A 15110-nucleotide genomic window follows, 5' to 3' on the forward strand; every position below is an offset into this window, starting at 1 on the left:
TTCACAGGAGGCCTTGTGGCAGAACCCTTTCTTTCCGAGATCAGGATCATGAGCTTCAATTTCGCGCCGCGCGGCTGGGCCTTGTGCAACGGGCAGCTTCTGCCGATCAACCAGAATCAGGCGCTGTTCTCGCTGCTGGGCACGACCTACGGCGGGGATGGGCGGACGACCTTCGCGCTGCCCAACCTCCAGGGGCGGGTGCCCATCCACGCCGGGAGCGGCCACACGCTGGGCGAACGGGGTGGGGAAGAGGCGCATACGCTCTCACTCGCCGAGCTTCCGGCACACACGCACGCGCTGAATGCCGCGAGCAGCAACGGCTCGGCCAGCGCCCCGGCGAACGCCTTTCTGGGCGCTTTCAGCGGTGGGTATCAGACGGCGGCGCCCTCCACGTCCCTGCATCCCGCCTCGGTCACGGGCGCCGGGGGGAGCCAGCCGCACGAGAACCGGCAGCCCTTCCTGACGCTCACGTACTGCATCGCGTTGCAGGGCATCTTTCCCACCCCCAACTGAAGAGAGGAGGCTGACATGAGTGATCCCTATGTCGGTGAGATTCGTATGTTCGCCGGAACGTTCGCGCCCGTGGGCTGGGAACTCTGCGCGGGCCAACTGCTCGCCATCTCGGAAAACGAAACGCTGTTCAACCTGCTCGGCACGACCTACGGCGGCGACGGCGAGAACACCTTCGGTCTGCCGGACCTGCGCGGGCGCATCCCGGTCCATCAGGGGGCAGGTTATCCTCTGGCGACGAGCGGCGGGGTCGAGGAAGTGGCCCTGACCGTCAACCAGACGCCGCTTCACAGCCACCCGCTGCTTGCCTCGACCGCCACCGGCAGTACGCCCAATCCGGGCAGCGCGGTGCTGGCGACCAATCCGGGCAGCGTCCAACTTTACGTGGAGGACGACCCGGCGGCGAACCTGGCCCCCCAGGCCGTCGGCGGGGCGGGCGGCAGCCAGCCGCACAGCAACCTCCAGCCGTACCTGTGCGTGAACTTCATCATCTCGCTCTTCGGGCTGTACCCCAGCCCGAGCTGAGGAGCCGAACATGGCAGAACCTTTCCTGGCGGAAATCCGCATCTTTCCCTTTAACTTCGCACCCAGGGGCTGGGCTTTTTGCAACGGGCAGCTCATGCCCCTGTCGCAGAACACGGCGCTGTTCTCGCTGCTGGGCACGGTCTACGGCGGCGACGGCAAGTCCACCTTCGCGCTCCCCAATCTGCAAGGCAGCGCGCCGATGCAGCCGGGCGAGGGGCCGGGGCTGTCTGCGCACTCGCTGGGCGAGATAGGCGGCTCGGCCACGGTGACGCTGCTGGCCTCCGAGATGCCCGCCCACACCCATGCCCTGCGGGCGAACCCCTTCCCGGGCGATAACCTGGCGCCGGGGCCGACGCTGGCGCTGGCCAGTTCGACGGGCGGCCATGCCTATGTGGGCGGGACGCCGCCGCTGACGGCGCTGGCGCCGCAGGCCCTCGCGCCCGCCGGGTCGGACCAGCCGCACAACAACATGCAGCCGTACCTCGTCCTGAACTTCTGCATCGCGCTGCAAGGCGTGTATCCCGCCCGCCCTTGACGCCGGAGGACCTGCGCGGCGTCCTGCGGGGGATCACCTACCGGGACACGGCCCCGGCCGACCAGACCTTCCTGCTGGACCTCTATACCAGCACCCGTGCGGAGGAACTCGCGCGGGTGGCCTGGCCGGAAGAACAGAAGGTGGCCTTTCTGCGCCAGCAGTTCCTGGCCCAGGACGCCTATTACCGTGCGTCCTACCCCGGGGCTGAGTTCCGGGTGATTGAGCAAGGCGGTCTGCCGGTGGGGCGGCTCTACGTCCACCGCCGTGAAGACGAACACAGGCTGATGGAGCTGACCCTGCTGCCCGCGTGCCGGGGCAGGGGCATCGGCACGGCCCTGATCCGCGAGGTGATGCGGGGCGCGGCGCGCGAGGCGAAGCCGGTGCGGCTGCATGTGGAGGGGTTCAACCCGGCCTTGCGGCTCTACCGGCGGCTGGGCTTCGTCCAGCTGGAGGAACGCGGCCTGTACTGGTTCCTGGAGTGGCGCCCGCCCGGCGTCAGTTGAAGATGGCCTGGTAGCGCATACCCCGCGCGTCCGGCCCCAGCGGGACCAGGAACACGTCGAGGGCACCCAGCTCAGCCTGCTCCATGTGATAGGTGCCCTGGGCGGCCCAGGGCTGGGCAGGGCCGTGGAACAGCAGGGAAAAGGGAACGCTGACGCCTTCCCCGCGGGGCTCCCCGAGGGCCTGCGCTTCGGACAGCCGGAGGGACTGCACCTGGTCCGGCGCGAGGTGCAGCAGAAAGGTCTGGCCGACAAGCGGTTCGAGGGCGGTAAACGTCCAGGTCGGGAGCATTCCCCCAGCATAAAAGGAACCGGGCGGCACGACGGGCGGGTGTGGGCTGGGGGCCGATCCGGCGAGGACGTAACCTTTTCCGTCTGCACAAGCCGGAAGCGTGGCAGGGGGCCACGATACCGACGGGCGAAACCTAAGGCCAGGGCCTCGGCCACAGAGTGCGGGACGAATCGGCAGGTACTATGCGGAAGCATCGGCACAGCATGACGTTCCAGGACGTGGGCACCTGCGGCAGGAGGGTAGCATGACGGCTGAAGAACACGCCCGCAAGGTGGGTCCAGAGGACGGCCGCGTCCTCGTGAATCCCATCGGGGGACGGATGGTCCTCAAGGTCCCCGACGCGATGACGGCTGGTGCCTACTCCGTTCATGACAACATCCTCCCGCCCCACTCGCCCGGGCCGAGGCCGCACCTGCACCGCGACCACGAGGAAACCTTTTACGTGCTCGCGGGCGAATTGACCGTTCGGGTGGGAGACGAGACGCTTCGGGCGGGGGCCGGAACATTCGTGGTGATTCCGCGCGGGGTGGTGCATCAACCGTCGAACCAGACCGCGAACGAGACGCACGTGCTGCTGATTTTTTCACCTGGCGGGATGGACCGGTTCTTCGTGGAGGCCGCTGAAGGCCACCACCCCTTGCAGGCCAGGCCAGACGATGCCGGGCAACAGGTGCGGCTGCGGGTGTTCACGGAACGTTACGGCTACGAGTTCGTGGATTTTCCGGGGGACGGGTGACCCCGTATGGTCGTGTGCGGTGACCCCCCACATGCCTTAGGAAGCGAGAAGGCAGCCAAAGCTGACTGGCGCCGCCATTTCCTCAGCTCCGCACCGGCTGGAGCATCGCTGCTTTCTGCATACCGCAGGGTGGTCTGGAAATGAGCACGTGAGGTCAGGTAGGTCAGGAGGTCCGATAGACAGCCTCGATCTACCCGGCCTCTTGCAGTTGGCTGAGCAGGTACGCGCCTGGTCGCTGGAGCGGTAGCTCACGCATAGCCATCAGTGTGCACGTCATCGCCGCTTGGAGTTGCATATAGAGCTTTTGTCAAAAAGAGCCCTGCTTTTTGACCGCGCGGACTTGCAGAGCAGAGCGAGCGAAATAAAGAGAGCGTTTGGGACTTGCAAAGCTGCGAAGCAGCGAATGGAGGTGTTGGAGGAAAGGCACCTCCAACACCGTTCTCGCTGCGGGCGTCAAGAGGCAAGGGGTGTCCCATGCCCCCCGGACCCTGCTCCCATGCGCTTGGGACATCGCCCGGCCTACCGTTGCGGCGAGGAGGTCTTTATGACCAACAGTATGCAGACCGCCCTGTTGCTGCTCGCGAGCCTCGGAGGGGGTGCGGGGAGCCAGGCCCAGCCCCCCCAGGCCTTGCCCGCCGGGGAGTACGCCTGGACCATCGAGATGCGCTGTGAGACTGAGGCGCTGTGTGTTGCTGCGTTCGGCCAGCCGGTCCTCCCCCCGTGGTGGGAGAGCTTCAGCTTCTTCGGGCACATCCACAGCGACGGGCGCACCATGACCTACATCGGCTCCAACATCTTCCGTGGCCGTCCTGGCGCCGGGCCAGAAGATGCTTGCGACGAGCCGCACGTCAAGCCCTTCTCGGGGATGTGCATTTACGGCGAGAAAGCCGAGGCCTTCCTCCGCACCTCCGGATTCCCGGACGGCGTGTTGAAGGGCAAGCCGACCATCTGGGCGAGAAACTCCCTGCTGTACGCTCCGCGCGCAAACAGCCAGAACCACGTCATCCCTTGCCCGTGCGGGCCGGAGGGGACGGAGACGCCCACGCTCGCCACACCGGGAACTCTGACGACCCAGGACTTCTTCGGCGGGCGGACACCGAGGGGTGTCACAATGCTGGTGCAACTGGTCAAGCTTCCGTAAGCCGCTCGCACAGCCGCCGAGGACGTCATGGGCATGCCTGAGCAGTCCGGTCACCGACCCGTCTTTTCGCGCCTGGGCCGCTCCGCCTGGGTCACGCTGGGGCTGGTCCTGCTGCTGCTGCTCGTGTCCGCCGGGCAGAAGGCCTACCGCCTGTCCCTGCCCACCGACGGGTGGCGAACGGCCGCGGCGCCGGATGAGACGCCGGTCTTTCAGGAGAACCTGCTGGGCCTGCCCTCCCCGCTGCGGGAGGGGGACCACCTGCTGGCGGTGCAGGGCGTGCCCATGACCGAACTGATGGGCCATGCCGTCCGCTTCGAACCGTCCCCCCTGAACTACACGGCGGGACAGACGGTCGAGTACATGGTGGAGCGGGCGGGGGAGACGCTGACCCTGGAGGTCCCGCTGGGCTACTGGTCGGCCGGGGGGGTGGCGAAAGCCGCCTGGTACACCTTCATCGACCCGCCCGTGGGAGGCGTGTACGTCTGGCTGGGGTTCGTCCTGGCCGCCTACGTGTTCTGGCGGCGACCCACGTACCGCAGCGCGCAACTGTTCCTGCTGCTGCAAGCCGTTCCGGTCGCCGCCGCCATCAGCACCACCGGGTCACTGCTGAGTGTGGCGGACACGCTCGTCCCCGCCGCGTTCTACCTGGCGCGGCTTCTGGGTTCGATGGTGTTCTGGCTGGTCGTCCCCCCGCTGGGGCTGCACTTCATCCTGAGCTTTCCCACCCCCAGCCGGGTCCTGCGAACCGGGTGGACGTACCTCCTGATGTACGGCGTTCCCTGGGTCGTGCTGGCGGTCATCTGGGTCACCGGGAATGCCCCCCTGGTGTTCCACCTGATGTCCGCGTACAACCTGCTCAGTCTCGCCGTGGTGGTCTACCTGCTGGTGACGGTGCGGGAGGGGCCGCGCCGGGCACAGGTGCGCTGGTTCGGCTTCGGGTACGGCTTCTCCAGCCTGATCACCGTCCTGCACGGGGCGTGGCAGCTTCAGGCGCTTCCCGCCGTGCCGTGGCTCTCGCGGCTGCTGATCGAGGATTGCCTGTGCGACCTCGTGTACACCGTCTGCACGACCATTGCCTTGCTGTGGTACCGCCTGTTCGACATCGACGTGATCCTGAACCGCACGCTCGTGTACGGAGGGCTGACGGCGGGCGTCGTCGGGGTGTACGCCCTCGTCGTGCGCGGCCTGGGGTCGCTGCTGGGCCTGCCCGCGGATGGCACCCTGTCGCTGCTGGCGACCGGACTGATCGCGGTGCTGTTCGACCCCCTGCGCCGGGGGCTGCAACGCGGCGTGAACCGCCTGCTGTACGGGGAGCGGGACGAGCCGTACCAGGTGCTGCGGACGCTCAGCGACCGTGTCGGGCGCGCTGCTCACCCTTCGGCGTTGCTGCCCGCCATCACCCAGACCATCGCGGGAACGCTGAAGTTGCCGTACGTCGCCATCACCCTCGACTCGGGGGAGCAGGCCCGGGTAGTGGCCTGGGCGGGCACGCCCGCTGGGGAGGTGCTCACCTGGCCGCTCGTCCACCAGGGGGAGACGGTGGGGGAGTTGCGCCTCGCCCCCCGCGTGGGAGACGCCTTCAAACCCATGGAGCGGAAGCTCCTCGACACGGTGGCGCAGCAGACGAGTGTGGCCGTGTTCGTCGTGCGGCAGTACCTCGACTTGCAGCGGTCCCGCGAGGCGCTCGTCGCGGCCCGCGAGGAGGAGCGGCGGCGCATCCGGCGTGACCTGCATGACGGGCTGGGACCGGAACTGGCCACGCTGGCGGTGAAGCTCGACGCCGCCAGAAACCTGCTGGGGAGCGACGTCACGCGCGTGGACGACCTGCTGCTGGAACTCAAGGGCCAGACCCAGGACGTTCTGGCGGGCATCCGGCGTCTGGTGTATGCCCTGCGCCCGCCCGCGCTGGATGAGCTGGGCCTGGAGGGCGCGCTCCGTGAGCAGGCCCGGGGGTACGACGGCGCCCTTCGCGTCGGGCTGACCCTGACGGGCGACCTGACGCACCTGCCCGCCGCGACGGAAGTCGCGTGTTACCGAATCGTGCAGGAGGCCCTGGCGAACGTCGTTCGGCACGCGCACGCCTCCCACTGCGAACTGAGGGTCCACGTGGCGGATCAGGTGACGGTGGAGGTGCAGGATGACGGGCTGGGCTTCCCGGCGCACGCTCCGGGTGGAGTGGGGTTGCGGTCCATGCGCGAACGGGCGGAGGAACTCGGCGGCAGCCTGACGCTGGTATCGTCCGCAGGCGGCACACGTTTGCACGCGGTCCTGCCGGTACGGGCGGGAGGAGGGCTCACATGGAACGCATCCGCCTCCTGATCGCGGATGACCACCGCCTCTTCCGTCAGGGGCTGAAGGTGTTGCTGGCCTCCCTGCCGACGGTGGAGGTCGTGGCCGAGGCCGCCACAGGGGAGGAGGTGCTGGAGAAGACCGGCGATACCATGCCGGACGTGATCCTGATGGACCTTCAGATGCCGGGCCTGAACGGCATCGAGGCGACCCGCGCCGCCTTGTCCCGTTGGCCGCATGTGGGCATTCTGGTGCTGACCATGTTCGACAACGACGAATCCGTGTTCATGGCGATGCGCGCGGGGGCGCGCGGGTACATCGTGAAGGGCGCGGATCAGACGGAATTGCTGCGCGCGGTGGAAGCGGTGGCGAGCGGGGAGGCGCTGTTCAGCCCCAGTATCGCGGCGCGGGTGCTGCGCTTTTTCCAGACGCCCCAGTCCGCCCTGCCGGTGAGCGCCTTCCCGGAACTGACGGGGCGCGAGCTGGACATCCTGAAGTTGATCGCGGGCGGGCTGAACAACGGGGAGATTGCGCAGCGGCTGGCCCTCAGTTCCAAAACGGTGCGCAATTACATCTCGAACATCTTCAGCAAATTGCAGGTGGCCGACCGGGCGCAGGCCATCGTGAAGGCCAGGGAGGCGGGCCTGGGGGGTACGGACGGCGGGGGGTGAAGACGTGCGTGATCCCCGGTGTGGGTCGGGAAGCCGGTGGATACGTGAACGCTGTGGGTCCCGTTCACTTGAGGATAGGACGGGATACGTGGGCCGCCGGATGCCAGTTGATGGTCCATCCGGGGAGGGGCTGATGGGTTCCCTCCTCGGTGGTGGCTACCGAAAGTGATGCGATGGTGGAGTGCCCGAGTGTCCTGCCTGTCACAGCGTCCACACTGTCAAGAAAGGCGAAAAACGGCACCCAGACCTCCCTGGGCAGAAGCCTTCAAGACTTGGAGCAAAGGAGTGCAGCAGGCCGCCTGAGGTTCTCCGGCTCCCGGCTTTCCTTAAAGCCAACAACTTGCCACGACCCTCGGTGAGGCACATCTGCTGGCGTATATGTAAACTCCAGTTCCACCAGTGCAGAGCGTCAACTTCCGCGCATGTGCTCCTTGAGCCGGTCATCGGCCCACTTACAACAGGTCGAGGAGCGTCGTCACTTCCTGCTTGGCGATGGCCGCCACCGCCCGACGCCGCCGCTCCTCTGGGTTCAGATTCACCCGTGTCCTCGTGCTGAGCGCGTGCAGGTGGTTTCGAAGACCGGGTTTCATGGTGCGCCGCCCACCACACGCGTGAACGTCCCCTGCCCCGCCACGTCCAGGGATTCGATGTTCAGGCTGGAGGCCTTCTGATCCAGGCCGATCTGGAAGGTGAGACCGCTGATCGTCCTGGCCGATTCCCCGGTGGGCGCGAAGGTGAACACGTCACGGTCGTAGTGCGTGAGCGGATACTGGAGCTGCCTGGGTCCGATGACCAGGGTCAGCCCACCGCCACGCTCCACGATCTGCACGTTGCCGTAGAAGTCGCTGGTGTAGGTGCCCACGTAGCTGCTGGGCGGCAGGGCGGGCGCGACGGGCTGCGGGGGCTTGCTGTAGTCGCTGCTCGCCAGCACACCGGCGGACATGGCCTCGAACGCCTGCTGGTACAGAGCCGCCCAGTCACGCTGGGGCTTCCCATCCAGCGCGGTGTCCATGAAGGTCTGGGCCACGGCCTCCGAAGCGCCGACGGGCGCGGCGTTCGTCAGGACGACGATGCCCAGGTCCGCCGACGGCACCATCGTGACGGTGGTGGACGCCCCCAGCATGAAGGCCCCCGAGTGGCCGATCCGCACGCGACCCGCCGAGTCGTAGTCGATGTCCCAGCCCAGGCCGTAGAAGCCTGTTCGGTCGGTGGCGGGATTCCCCGGAGACGCCCGCCGCGCCTCGGGCACGTAGGTTTCGCGCAGGGCGTCCGTGGAAATGAGCTGCCGCCCATTGAATTTGCCGCCCGCCAACTGTAGCCGCAGCCACTGGGCCAGGTCACGGACGGTCGAACTCACGCCCCCGGCGGGAGACTGGGGATCGGGATCGCGCTGATACCTGGCGACATACTTCCCGCCCACCAGCACATGCAGCGAGGCGCGGTCCTTCGCGGCGAGGTAATCGGACAACCGCGAACTGGTGGAGGTCATCCCGAGGGGTTCGTACAGCTTCTGTGCGGACAGGTCCTCCCAGGACTGTCCGGCCGCCTTCGCCGCCGCCACCGCGCCCTCGGTGATGCCGTAATTGGAGTAGGCGTACTGGCCCCGGAAGCCCTTGGGGAGCGGCAGATAGCGCAGACGGTACAGGATCTCGTCGCGGCCAAAGCCCAGGTCTTCCAGCAGGTCGGGGGCGACTTCGGGGAGGCCGCTGTGGTGCGAGAACAGGTCGCGCAGCGTCACCTCGCGCGTGGCGGCCGGTTCGGAAAGCTCGAAGCCAGGGTCGTGCCACACCACCGGATCGTCCCAGCCCACCACCCCCTCGCCCACCAGCCGCGCCACGACCGTCGAGGCCAGGGGTTTGGACATCGAGGCGAGCTGGAACACCGTGTCCGGGTCCACGGAACCCTCTTTGCCGACCTCGCGCACCCCGAAGCCCTTCAGGTACACCACCTGGTCCTTGTACACGACCGCGATGGCCATACCGGGGATATGGGTCCGTTCCAGGGTCTGCCGGGCCAGGGCGTCGAGCTGACCCAGGGCGGCATTGACCCGTGCATCGGGGGTGGCCTGGGTCAGCAGGGCGAGCTGACCGGCAGGAGTACCCGCTCGCGCGGCGGAACTGGTCTGAGCCAGAGTCAGCGGAGCCAGCAGGGCCAGCAGGGCGACAACGGGTTTCGTGTTCATGGGCAACTCCTTGAGGGTGTCGGAACCGGGGGGAAGGTGAGCACATCGCGGCCAAGCGGCAGGCTCGCCCGTTGCGGCCCGGCCGTCTGCGGGTCAACCGGGACCGGCGTGCGCGGGTCGGACTGAAGCAGGACGTCCAGGGGCGGCGTCCGCCCACTGATCTCGTAACAGTCGAAGACATACGGCAGGCCGTCGGCGGCCAGCGCCGAGGGACGGTCCATCACCTGAAAGTGCAGGTGGGGGCCGCTCGAGCTGCCCGAGTTGCCCACCTGGGCGATCATCTGTCCCCGCCGCACGGTCTGACCCGCGCGAACGCCCACACTGCCGGGCTTGAGGTGAGCGTAGAACGCGAAACGCCCACCGCCCAGGTCGAGGATCACGTGGTTGCCATCGGCCTCCTCGATCCCCACCGGGCGTGGGTGATTGGGAACCTGATCGGGGTACCGGTCCACCGCCTCAAGCACGGTGGCATCGGCGACCGCCAGCACCGGCTGGGCATAGGTTGGATAGCTCACGTTGAGATAGGGGTCACCGACCACGATCCGCGAGGCTTCACCAAGCCGGTTGAAGTCGATGGCGAAGCGCTGGCTGAGGTGCAGGCGCCCGTTGATGGGCTGGATGGCCCGGCGATGCGGACCGTCGCAACAACTCCCGATGGCGGCCCAGCCGGAACCGAGCAGGGGCGGGCCGAGTACCGTCGGCGGCCTGAGGTCCACCCTGGCGGCTCCGCCTGTGTCGGTGATGGTGGTGGGCACCGGCAGGCCGGGTGGCACGCTCACCGTGACCCGGTGCAGCACCTCACCGGGAAGCGCTTGCGGAGTGGGCAGAGGCACATCCAGCCACGCCGCCCCCACGCCAGAAGGTGGAAGCGTTGTCGTGGGCACACTGCCGGTCGCCAGGAGCGACATCGCCGCACTCAGGCGGTCGCCGCTGAACCTGGCAAGCGGGCGGCTGGGCGCGGTCCCCAGCACCTCGACCGAAGTCACCGTGACGGGCACCGGAAAGGCGTTGGTCAGCAGCAGCTCGTACACCAGGTGCACCTGGCCGTCCGTCCCCAGAAACCAGCGTGGCGGTGAGGGCACCGACTGGACCACCGGCGTGTAGCGCTCGCCCGCCCCGGCCAGGGTGCCTTGCGTGAGGGCCACAGACCCGAGCACGGCCAGCACGCTGGCGGCCCACACACCCGTCCGGGCCGCGAGTCGGAAGAGAAGAGCCGTCATGATCCCTCCACGTGTCATGGGCAATTGGTCGGCGGGCTCACGGTGCTTCGCCGTAGGGCCGTCTGTCCCGCACTCAGACCGACACGCTCACCTCGTAGTGCTCGGCGCTGGGCGGCGCACTGAGCACCGGCGCGAAGCGCGCGAGCTGCTCACGGAAGAAGCCGCTGGCCTCGTTCGCCCGCATCTGCGCCTCGCTCTCCCACAGGGTGATCATCAGGCCCTTGCCTGAATTCGCGTCGGTGAGAAGCCGCGCCCCACGAAAGCCCGCCTGTTCCCGCAGGACCGGGATCAGCGCGTCCTGGAAAATCTCGACGGTGCCCTCCGTCTTGCCTTGCCGAATCATGACCATCACTACCCTGGCGTACATCGTTGGCCTCCTGGTGGGGACGGGCGAGCTCCTCCCCGCTCCCGGGCTGCCGTCCGGCCACCCCGGCGGGAGCCGCGAACCGTGCTGTCACCTCCCTCCCTTGCGGCGGGCGGCGGCATCCGCCCGGCTTGACGCTCCGGGTCAGTGTGCGAAAAGGAACGTGATAAGTGCGTTACATGAAGAGGTCCAAAGTGGGCGTCCGTATCACGCGGGGGCAACCGGAGAGGGGAGGGGACCGACTGCTCCCGGAACTGCCAGGAAGGGGGTCAGCAGGGCGGCTCCTGTGCTCATCGCCAGCAGACGGTTTCCTCCTTGCCGCGCCCGCCACCGGGGGAAACCGGGGGTGCGCGACACCAGAGTGTCCAACTGGACTTGATCCGCCCGTTGGGCCTCGACGCGGGCGGCGGGATCACGTTCGGCCTGGCCGGAGCCGTCCAGGGTCAGGCGGAATCCAGCCCGGCCAGCACCTCGGTCACCACGGAATTCAGGCTCGCGGGGTCAGCCTGTGCCTGGGCGAGAGCCTGCGGCGGGAGCTGGCCTTCCAGAGTCCGCCGCAGCCGCCGGGCGAGTTCCTTGACCCGCTCCTCGGCGGCGGGATGGCACTCTACCAGCAGGAGCAGGGGCAGCGCCTCCCGGGCCTCGCCCCGGGTGAGCTGCCACCCGGCGAGGGCGGTCAGGAGTTCGAGGACCCTCGGCGTCTCCCCGGCAGACCAGGCGAGGTGCAGGGCCTGGCCGAGGTGCAAGCCCGCAGCGGCGCCCTTCCCCTGCGCCGCGCTCACCCGGCCCAGCAGGCCCAGCGCGGCAATCTGGGTGCTCCGGCTTCCCTCCTTCCGGCCGCGCTCCAGTTCCTCCTCGCCCAGTTGCCTGGCCTCCTCGTAGGCCCCCCGAGCATAGGCGACTTCGGCCAGGCCCTGGAGGAAGGGCGGCACCCGCTGGTGGACGCCGAGGTCTTGCGCGAGCGTCAGACCCTGCCTGAACGCGGCCCCGGCCTCCTCGGGGCGGCCCAGGGCCAGCAGCAGGTTGCCCTGCTGCGCCAGGCCGAAGGCCAGGCCGACGTGGTAGCCGATCTTCCGGTAGAGGACCAGGGCTTCCCGCAGGTGTGCCTCGGCTTCCCGGTAGTGGCCCTGGGCCGCCTCCACCGCCGCGAGGTGGGTCGAGAGGTCGGCCTGCCGCGCCGGAAGGACGTGTTCCCCGGCCAGCCGGAGGGCCTCCCGGAAGTGTCGCCCGGCCTCCGCATAGTCGCCGGTGTGCTCGGCAATGGTGCCCAGGGCATTGTGCCCGTGCATGGCCGAGACACTTCCCGGCGGCACCAGCGCCAGGCCCCGGGCCGCGAGCTCCCGGGCCTCGCCGTGCTGCCCCAGACGCATGGCGAACCAGCCCTGGCGAACCAGCACATCGCCCAGGAACGCCCGCTGGCTGGGGCTGTCCCCGCGCAGTGTGCGGGCGGCCCGCCCGTAGGCGGTGAATCCCTCCTGAAAGCGCGCCCGGCGGTCGTAGTACAGCGCGGCCTGGACCACGGCGGGGCGCAGGTCCCCGGGCCAGGCCGCCGCCGCGTGGTCCCAGGCCGCCCGGATGTTCTCCCGTTCCCCGTCCAGGGCGGCCAGCGCGGCCCCGCCCTCCGGGCCGAGGATCGCGTCTCCCCGCTCTCCCAGCAGGGCGAGGTAATAGTGCGCGTGCCGCCGCTCGGTTTCCCGCTGCTCCCGGGGGTGCCCGGCGAGCTTCTCCCGCATGTACTGGTGCAGCAGGGCGTGCCGGAAGTAACGGTCCCCCGGCCCCAGCCACAGCAGCGAGGCGTCCACCAGCGCGGCCAGGACCGCCGGGGAAGCGCCGGTGACCACCCGTGCCGCCTCCAGCCGGAAGCCGCCCCGGAACACCGCGAGCCTGCGCAGCGTCTCCTGCCCCAGCGGGGTCAGCCGCCCCCAGGAGGACTCGAACACCGCCCGCAGGCTGCGGTGCCGCCCCGCCTTGTCCGGGTTCCGGCTGGTCAGAAAATCCAGGTTCTCCCTGATCTCCCGCACAATCTCGGCGAGGGGCAGCGACCGCGTCCACACGGCGGCGAGTTCGAGGGCCAGCGGTGAACCCTCCACCAGACGGCAGAGCTCGAAGAGGCGGTGCAGGTCCCCGCCCGGAGTGAACTGCGGCCTCACCCGCCGCGCCCGGTCAAGAAAGAGCTGCACCGCGTCGAAGTGGCGGCCCTCCACCTCGCCGACCTCCGCCTCCTGCGGGTGATCCAGGCCGGAGAGCGGCAGCAGCCACTCGTCCTCCAGCCCCAGGCGTTCGCGCGAGGTGACGATCAGGCGCAGGTTCGGGCATCCCCGCACCAGTTTGAGGGCGACCGTCACCCCGCCCAGCAGGTGTTCATAATTGTCGAGCACCAGCAGCCGCCGACCCGCGCCGATGAAGCGCACGACCTGGCCCAGCGGGTCAGCCCGGTCCTCCAGCGGAAGGCCCAGACCCTCGGCGATGCCCGGCGCGACCAGGGCCGGGTCGCTCAGCGCCGCCAGGGACACGAAGGCCACGCCGTCCGGAAAGCTGGGGGCGAGGCCCCGGGCGGCTTCCACGGCGAGGCGCGTCTTGCCGATGCCCCCGGGACCGGTCAGGGTGAGCAGGCGGACATCCGGCCGGGCGAGGAGCCGCGCGATCTCGGCGAGTTCGAGGCTGCGCCCGATGAAGGAGGCCGCGCTGGTGGGCAGACCCACCCCGGAGAGGCGGGCGGCAGGCGCGGGCGGGGCGGCCGCCTCCGGGCTTTGCAGGGTCCGGATCAGCCCGGCGAGTTCGGCCGTCGGCTCCAGGCCGAGTTCGGCCCGCAGGCGCTGGACAAAGGTGCCGCACGTTCGCAGCGCCCGCTCGCGCCCACCCGCCTTCAGGAGGGCGGCCACCTGCACCCGCAGCGCCGCCTCGTCAAATTCATCTCCCTCCAGCAGGGGCTGGAGGAGGTCGGCGGCCTCCAGATGGCAGCCCTCCTCTTCCAGCTCGTGGGCCCGCCCCAAGCGGGCGGCGCGGGTGGCCTGACACAGGTGCTCGCGTTCCCGTTCCAGCCAGGCGGCAAACTCGCCCGTTCCAGTCCCTTCCCAGCCTGCCAGGAATGGGCCGCTGGCGTGCGTGAGGGCCTCTGCCCAGCGGTGTTCCGACACGGCACGGAGGAAGGCCGCCAGGTCTGTCTCCACCCGCCAGCGCAGCCGCTCACGTTCCACCTCCAGCCCCGGGACGCTCCGGGCACGCACCCGGCTCAGCAACTGGCGCAGGTTGCCCCGGGCCATGTCCGGGGCGTGGTCGGGCCAGAAGAGGTACTGGAGCTGCTCGCGGCCCACCCACCCGGTGCGGCAGGCGAGATAGGTGAGAAGTTGAGAACACCGGTCGGGCAGCCACGCCTCGTCGTGCCCATCCACCTGGAGACGTGGGGAGCCGAACAGGAACAGGGTCGTGGCCACCTCGCGCCCTCACCCGCTGAGGGCAAGCCGTTTCAGATGGGCCACAGGAACCTCCTCGTTGGAGGGAGTGCAGGACTTGGGTTGGAACGAAGACGCCTGATCATACTCTACCTGGAATGGCCCGGAGGTCGCCATGACCGGAAACGCCGCCCAGGGCCACCGCAAAGTCGTGGGAGGTCGGCCCGGCGGACAACGAACGAGATGGAGGGCCATGTCCCCGCGCTGGTGGCCCACTTGGAGCAGCTTGATGATCCACCTCACCCTGGTCCACCGCGACTTGGAGTTCTGCGGGGATCTGTGGTGTTTTGGACTCCGCCACCAGGATCGGCCACTCTTCAAGGGCCAGAATCTGGAGGACCCTGGCGAGGGTGGAGGGGCGAAAGTCGGGGGGGCAGGGTGAAGGTTCTACGGGGCCTTCCCTGCCCGTCCACCTGCACTCCCCCGTGCTGAGGGCAGGCTGGTTCACTGCGTTGGCCCGCACCATCGGCAGGCCTGGAACCGGGTGCGTTCAGTGTGCGTGACCGCAGGTGAGAACGGCATCTGCCTGGTGGCGCAGGCCCTTCATGCTCGGCAGCGGGGCCATTCGTCAGGCCCTGGGCAGGCTGTCGTCGAACCAGCTCACGAGCAAGAGGCCGGACCGGAACAGGTCCCGCATGGGCATCACCTGAAGCACGCCGTGCCGCGCGTAGTACACCCCCAGGTGGCGCACGG

15 protein-coding genes are annotated in these 15110 nt (G+C 68.9%); 8 read left to right on the forward strand and 7 right to left on the reverse strand.

From position 1 onward, the window contains the following. Window positions 1–15: 15 nt before the first annotated feature. From E5F05_RS01270 to E5F05_RS01285, 4 genes are read left to right on the forward strand one after another with little or no spacing between them, the layout of a single operon-like run. Window positions 16–513 carry a phage tail protein gene (locus tag E5F05_RS01270; protein WP_129117228.1) on the forward strand — a complete coding sequence of 166 codons (498 nt, stop codon included), beginning with the start codon at window positions 16–18 and terminating at the stop codon, window positions 511–513. A 15-nt stretch (window positions 514–528) separates the two neighbouring features. After that, window positions 529–1035 (forward strand): phage tail protein, encoded by a 507-nt coding sequence (locus E5F05_RS01275; protein WP_129117229.1) that lies wholly within the window; start codon window positions 529–531, stop codon window positions 1033–1035. A gap of 10 nt (window positions 1036–1045) precedes the next feature. Beyond that, a complete protein-coding gene (locus E5F05_RS01280) occupies window positions 1046–1570 on the forward strand; it encodes a phage tail protein (RefSeq protein WP_129117230.1) in 525 nt (174 codons plus the stop codon). Then, window positions 1567–2073 (forward strand): GNAT family N-acetyltransferase, encoded by a 507-nt coding sequence (locus E5F05_RS01285; RefSeq protein ID WP_206732969.1) that lies wholly within the window; start codon window positions 1567–1569, stop codon window positions 2071–2073. Before E5F05_RS01280 ends, E5F05_RS01285 begins: the two co-directional genes overlap by 4 nt. On the opposite strand, the gene E5F05_RS01290 is transcribed toward E5F05_RS01285, so the two are convergent. Further along, window positions 2066–2362, reverse strand: coding sequence for a DUF6916 family protein (locus E5F05_RS01290; protein WP_129117231.1), 297 nt, complete (start codon window positions 2360–2362; stop codon window positions 2066–2068). The genes E5F05_RS01285 and E5F05_RS01290 overlap by 8 nt on opposite strands. Window positions 2363–2606: 244 nt before the next feature. Here E5F05_RS01290 and E5F05_RS01295 point away from each other — a divergent pair, with 244 nt between their 5' ends. The 4 genes from E5F05_RS01295 to E5F05_RS01310 all read left to right on the forward strand — a co-directional run bounded on the left by E5F05_RS01295 (window position 2607) and on the right by E5F05_RS01310 (window position 7199). Further along, window positions 2607–3098, forward strand: coding sequence for a cupin domain-containing protein (locus E5F05_RS01295; RefSeq protein ID WP_129117232.1), 492 nt, complete (start codon window positions 2607–2609; stop codon window positions 3096–3098). 544 nt (window positions 3099–3642) lie between these two features. Then, entirely contained in the window at window positions 3643–4239 is a 597-nt protein-coding gene (locus tag E5F05_RS01300; protein ID WP_129117233.1) for a hypothetical protein, read from the forward strand. A 33-nt stretch (window positions 4240–4272) separates the two neighbouring features. Further along, window positions 4273–6558, forward strand: coding sequence for a histidine kinase (locus tag E5F05_RS01305; RefSeq protein ID WP_129117234.1), 2286 nt, complete (start codon window positions 4273–4275; stop codon window positions 6556–6558). Then, window positions 6537–7199, forward strand: coding sequence for a response regulator transcription factor (locus tag E5F05_RS01310; protein ID WP_184117626.1), 663 nt, complete (start codon window positions 6537–6539; stop codon window positions 7197–7199). Before E5F05_RS01305 ends, E5F05_RS01310 begins: the two co-directional genes overlap by 22 nt. Window positions 7200–7651: 452 nt before the next feature. Here the strand turns inward: E5F05_RS01310 and E5F05_RS21085 are convergent, their stop codons facing one another. The 6 genes from E5F05_RS21085 to E5F05_RS21815 all read right to left on the reverse strand — a co-directional run bounded on the left by E5F05_RS21085 (window position 7652) and on the right by E5F05_RS21815 (window position 15108). Next, the gene (locus E5F05_RS21085; RefSeq protein WP_164973291.1) at window positions 7652–7789 is read right to left on the reverse strand and encodes a hypothetical protein; all 138 of its coding nucleotides are present in this window, start codon (window positions 7787–7789) and stop codon (window positions 7652–7654) included. Beyond that, on the reverse strand, window positions 7786–9381 hold the full coding sequence (locus tag E5F05_RS01315; RefSeq protein WP_129117235.1) for a serine hydrolase: 1596 nt from the start codon (window positions 9379–9381) through the stop codon (window positions 7786–7788). The genes E5F05_RS21085 and E5F05_RS01315 overlap by 4 nt, the downstream gene beginning before the upstream one ends. Continuing rightward, window positions 9378–10601: a M23 family metallopeptidase gene (locus E5F05_RS01320; protein WP_129117236.1), complete on the reverse strand. Its 1224-nt coding sequence runs from the start codon at window positions 10599–10601 to the stop codon at window positions 9378–9380. The genes E5F05_RS01315 and E5F05_RS01320 overlap by 4 nt, the downstream gene beginning before the upstream one ends. Before the next feature lie 73 nt (window positions 10602–10674). Continuing rightward, window positions 10675–10968, reverse strand: coding sequence for an antibiotic biosynthesis monooxygenase family protein (locus tag E5F05_RS01325; RefSeq protein WP_129117237.1), 294 nt, complete (start codon window positions 10966–10968; stop codon window positions 10675–10677). 440 nt (window positions 10969–11408) lie between these two features. Then, window positions 11409–14399 carry an ATP-binding protein gene (locus E5F05_RS01330; protein WP_129117238.1) on the reverse strand — a complete coding sequence of 997 codons (2991 nt, stop codon included), beginning with the start codon at window positions 14397–14399 and terminating at the stop codon, window positions 11409–11411. Window positions 14400–14985: 586 nt separating this feature from the next. Beyond that, on the reverse strand, window positions 14986–15108 hold the full coding sequence (locus E5F05_RS21815) for a hypothetical protein (RefSeq protein WP_260177014.1): 123 nt from the start codon (window positions 15106–15108) through the stop codon (window positions 14986–14988). Window positions 15109–15110 lie beyond the last annotated feature (2 nt).

The organism is Deinococcus metallilatus (assembly GCF_004758605.1).
Lineage (GTDB): Bacteria > Deinococcota > Deinococci > Deinococcales > Deinococcaceae > Deinococcus > Deinococcus metallilatus.

Bases quoted from the DNA above. Each gene is read 5' to 3' on its own strand.
- E5F05_RS01275 (WP_129117229.1), top strand. From the start codon at position 529: ATGAGTGATCCCTATGTCGGTGAGATTCGTATGTTCGCCGGAACGTTC.
- E5F05_RS01280 (WP_129117230.1), top strand. From the start codon at position 1,046: ATGGCAGAACCTTTCCTGGCGGAAATCCGCATCTTTCCCTTTAACTTC.
- E5F05_RS01290 (WP_129117231.1), bottom strand. From the start codon at position 2,362: ATGCTCCCGACCTGGACGTTTACCGCCCTCGAACCGCTTGTCGGCCAG.
- E5F05_RS01295 (WP_129117232.1), top strand. From the start codon at position 2,607: ATGACGGCTGAAGAACACGCCCGCAAGGTGGGTCCAGAGGACGGCCGC.
- E5F05_RS01300 (WP_129117233.1), top strand. From the start codon at position 3,643: ATGACCAACAGTATGCAGACCGCCCTGTTGCTGCTCGCGAGCCTCGGA.
- E5F05_RS01305 (WP_129117234.1), top strand. From the start codon at position 4,273: ATGCCTGAGCAGTCCGGTCACCGACCCGTCTTTTCGCGCCTGGGCCGC.
- E5F05_RS01310 (WP_184117626.1), top strand. From the start codon at position 6,537: ATGGAACGCATCCGCCTCCTGATCGCGGATGACCACCGCCTCTTCCGT.
- E5F05_RS21085 (WP_164973291.1), bottom strand. From the start codon at position 7,789: ATGAAACCCGGTCTTCGAAACCACCTGCACGCGCTCAGCACGAGGACA.
- E5F05_RS01315 (WP_129117235.1), bottom strand. From the start codon at position 9,381: ATGAACACGAAACCCGTTGTCGCCCTGCTGGCCCTGCTGGCTCCGCTG.
- E5F05_RS01320 (WP_129117236.1), bottom strand. From the start codon at position 10,601: ATGACGGCTCTTCTCTTCCGACTCGCGGCCCGGACGGGTGTGTGGGCC.
- E5F05_RS01325 (WP_129117237.1), bottom strand. From the start codon at position 10,968: ATGTACGCCAGGGTAGTGATGGTCATGATTCGGCAAGGCAAGACGGAG.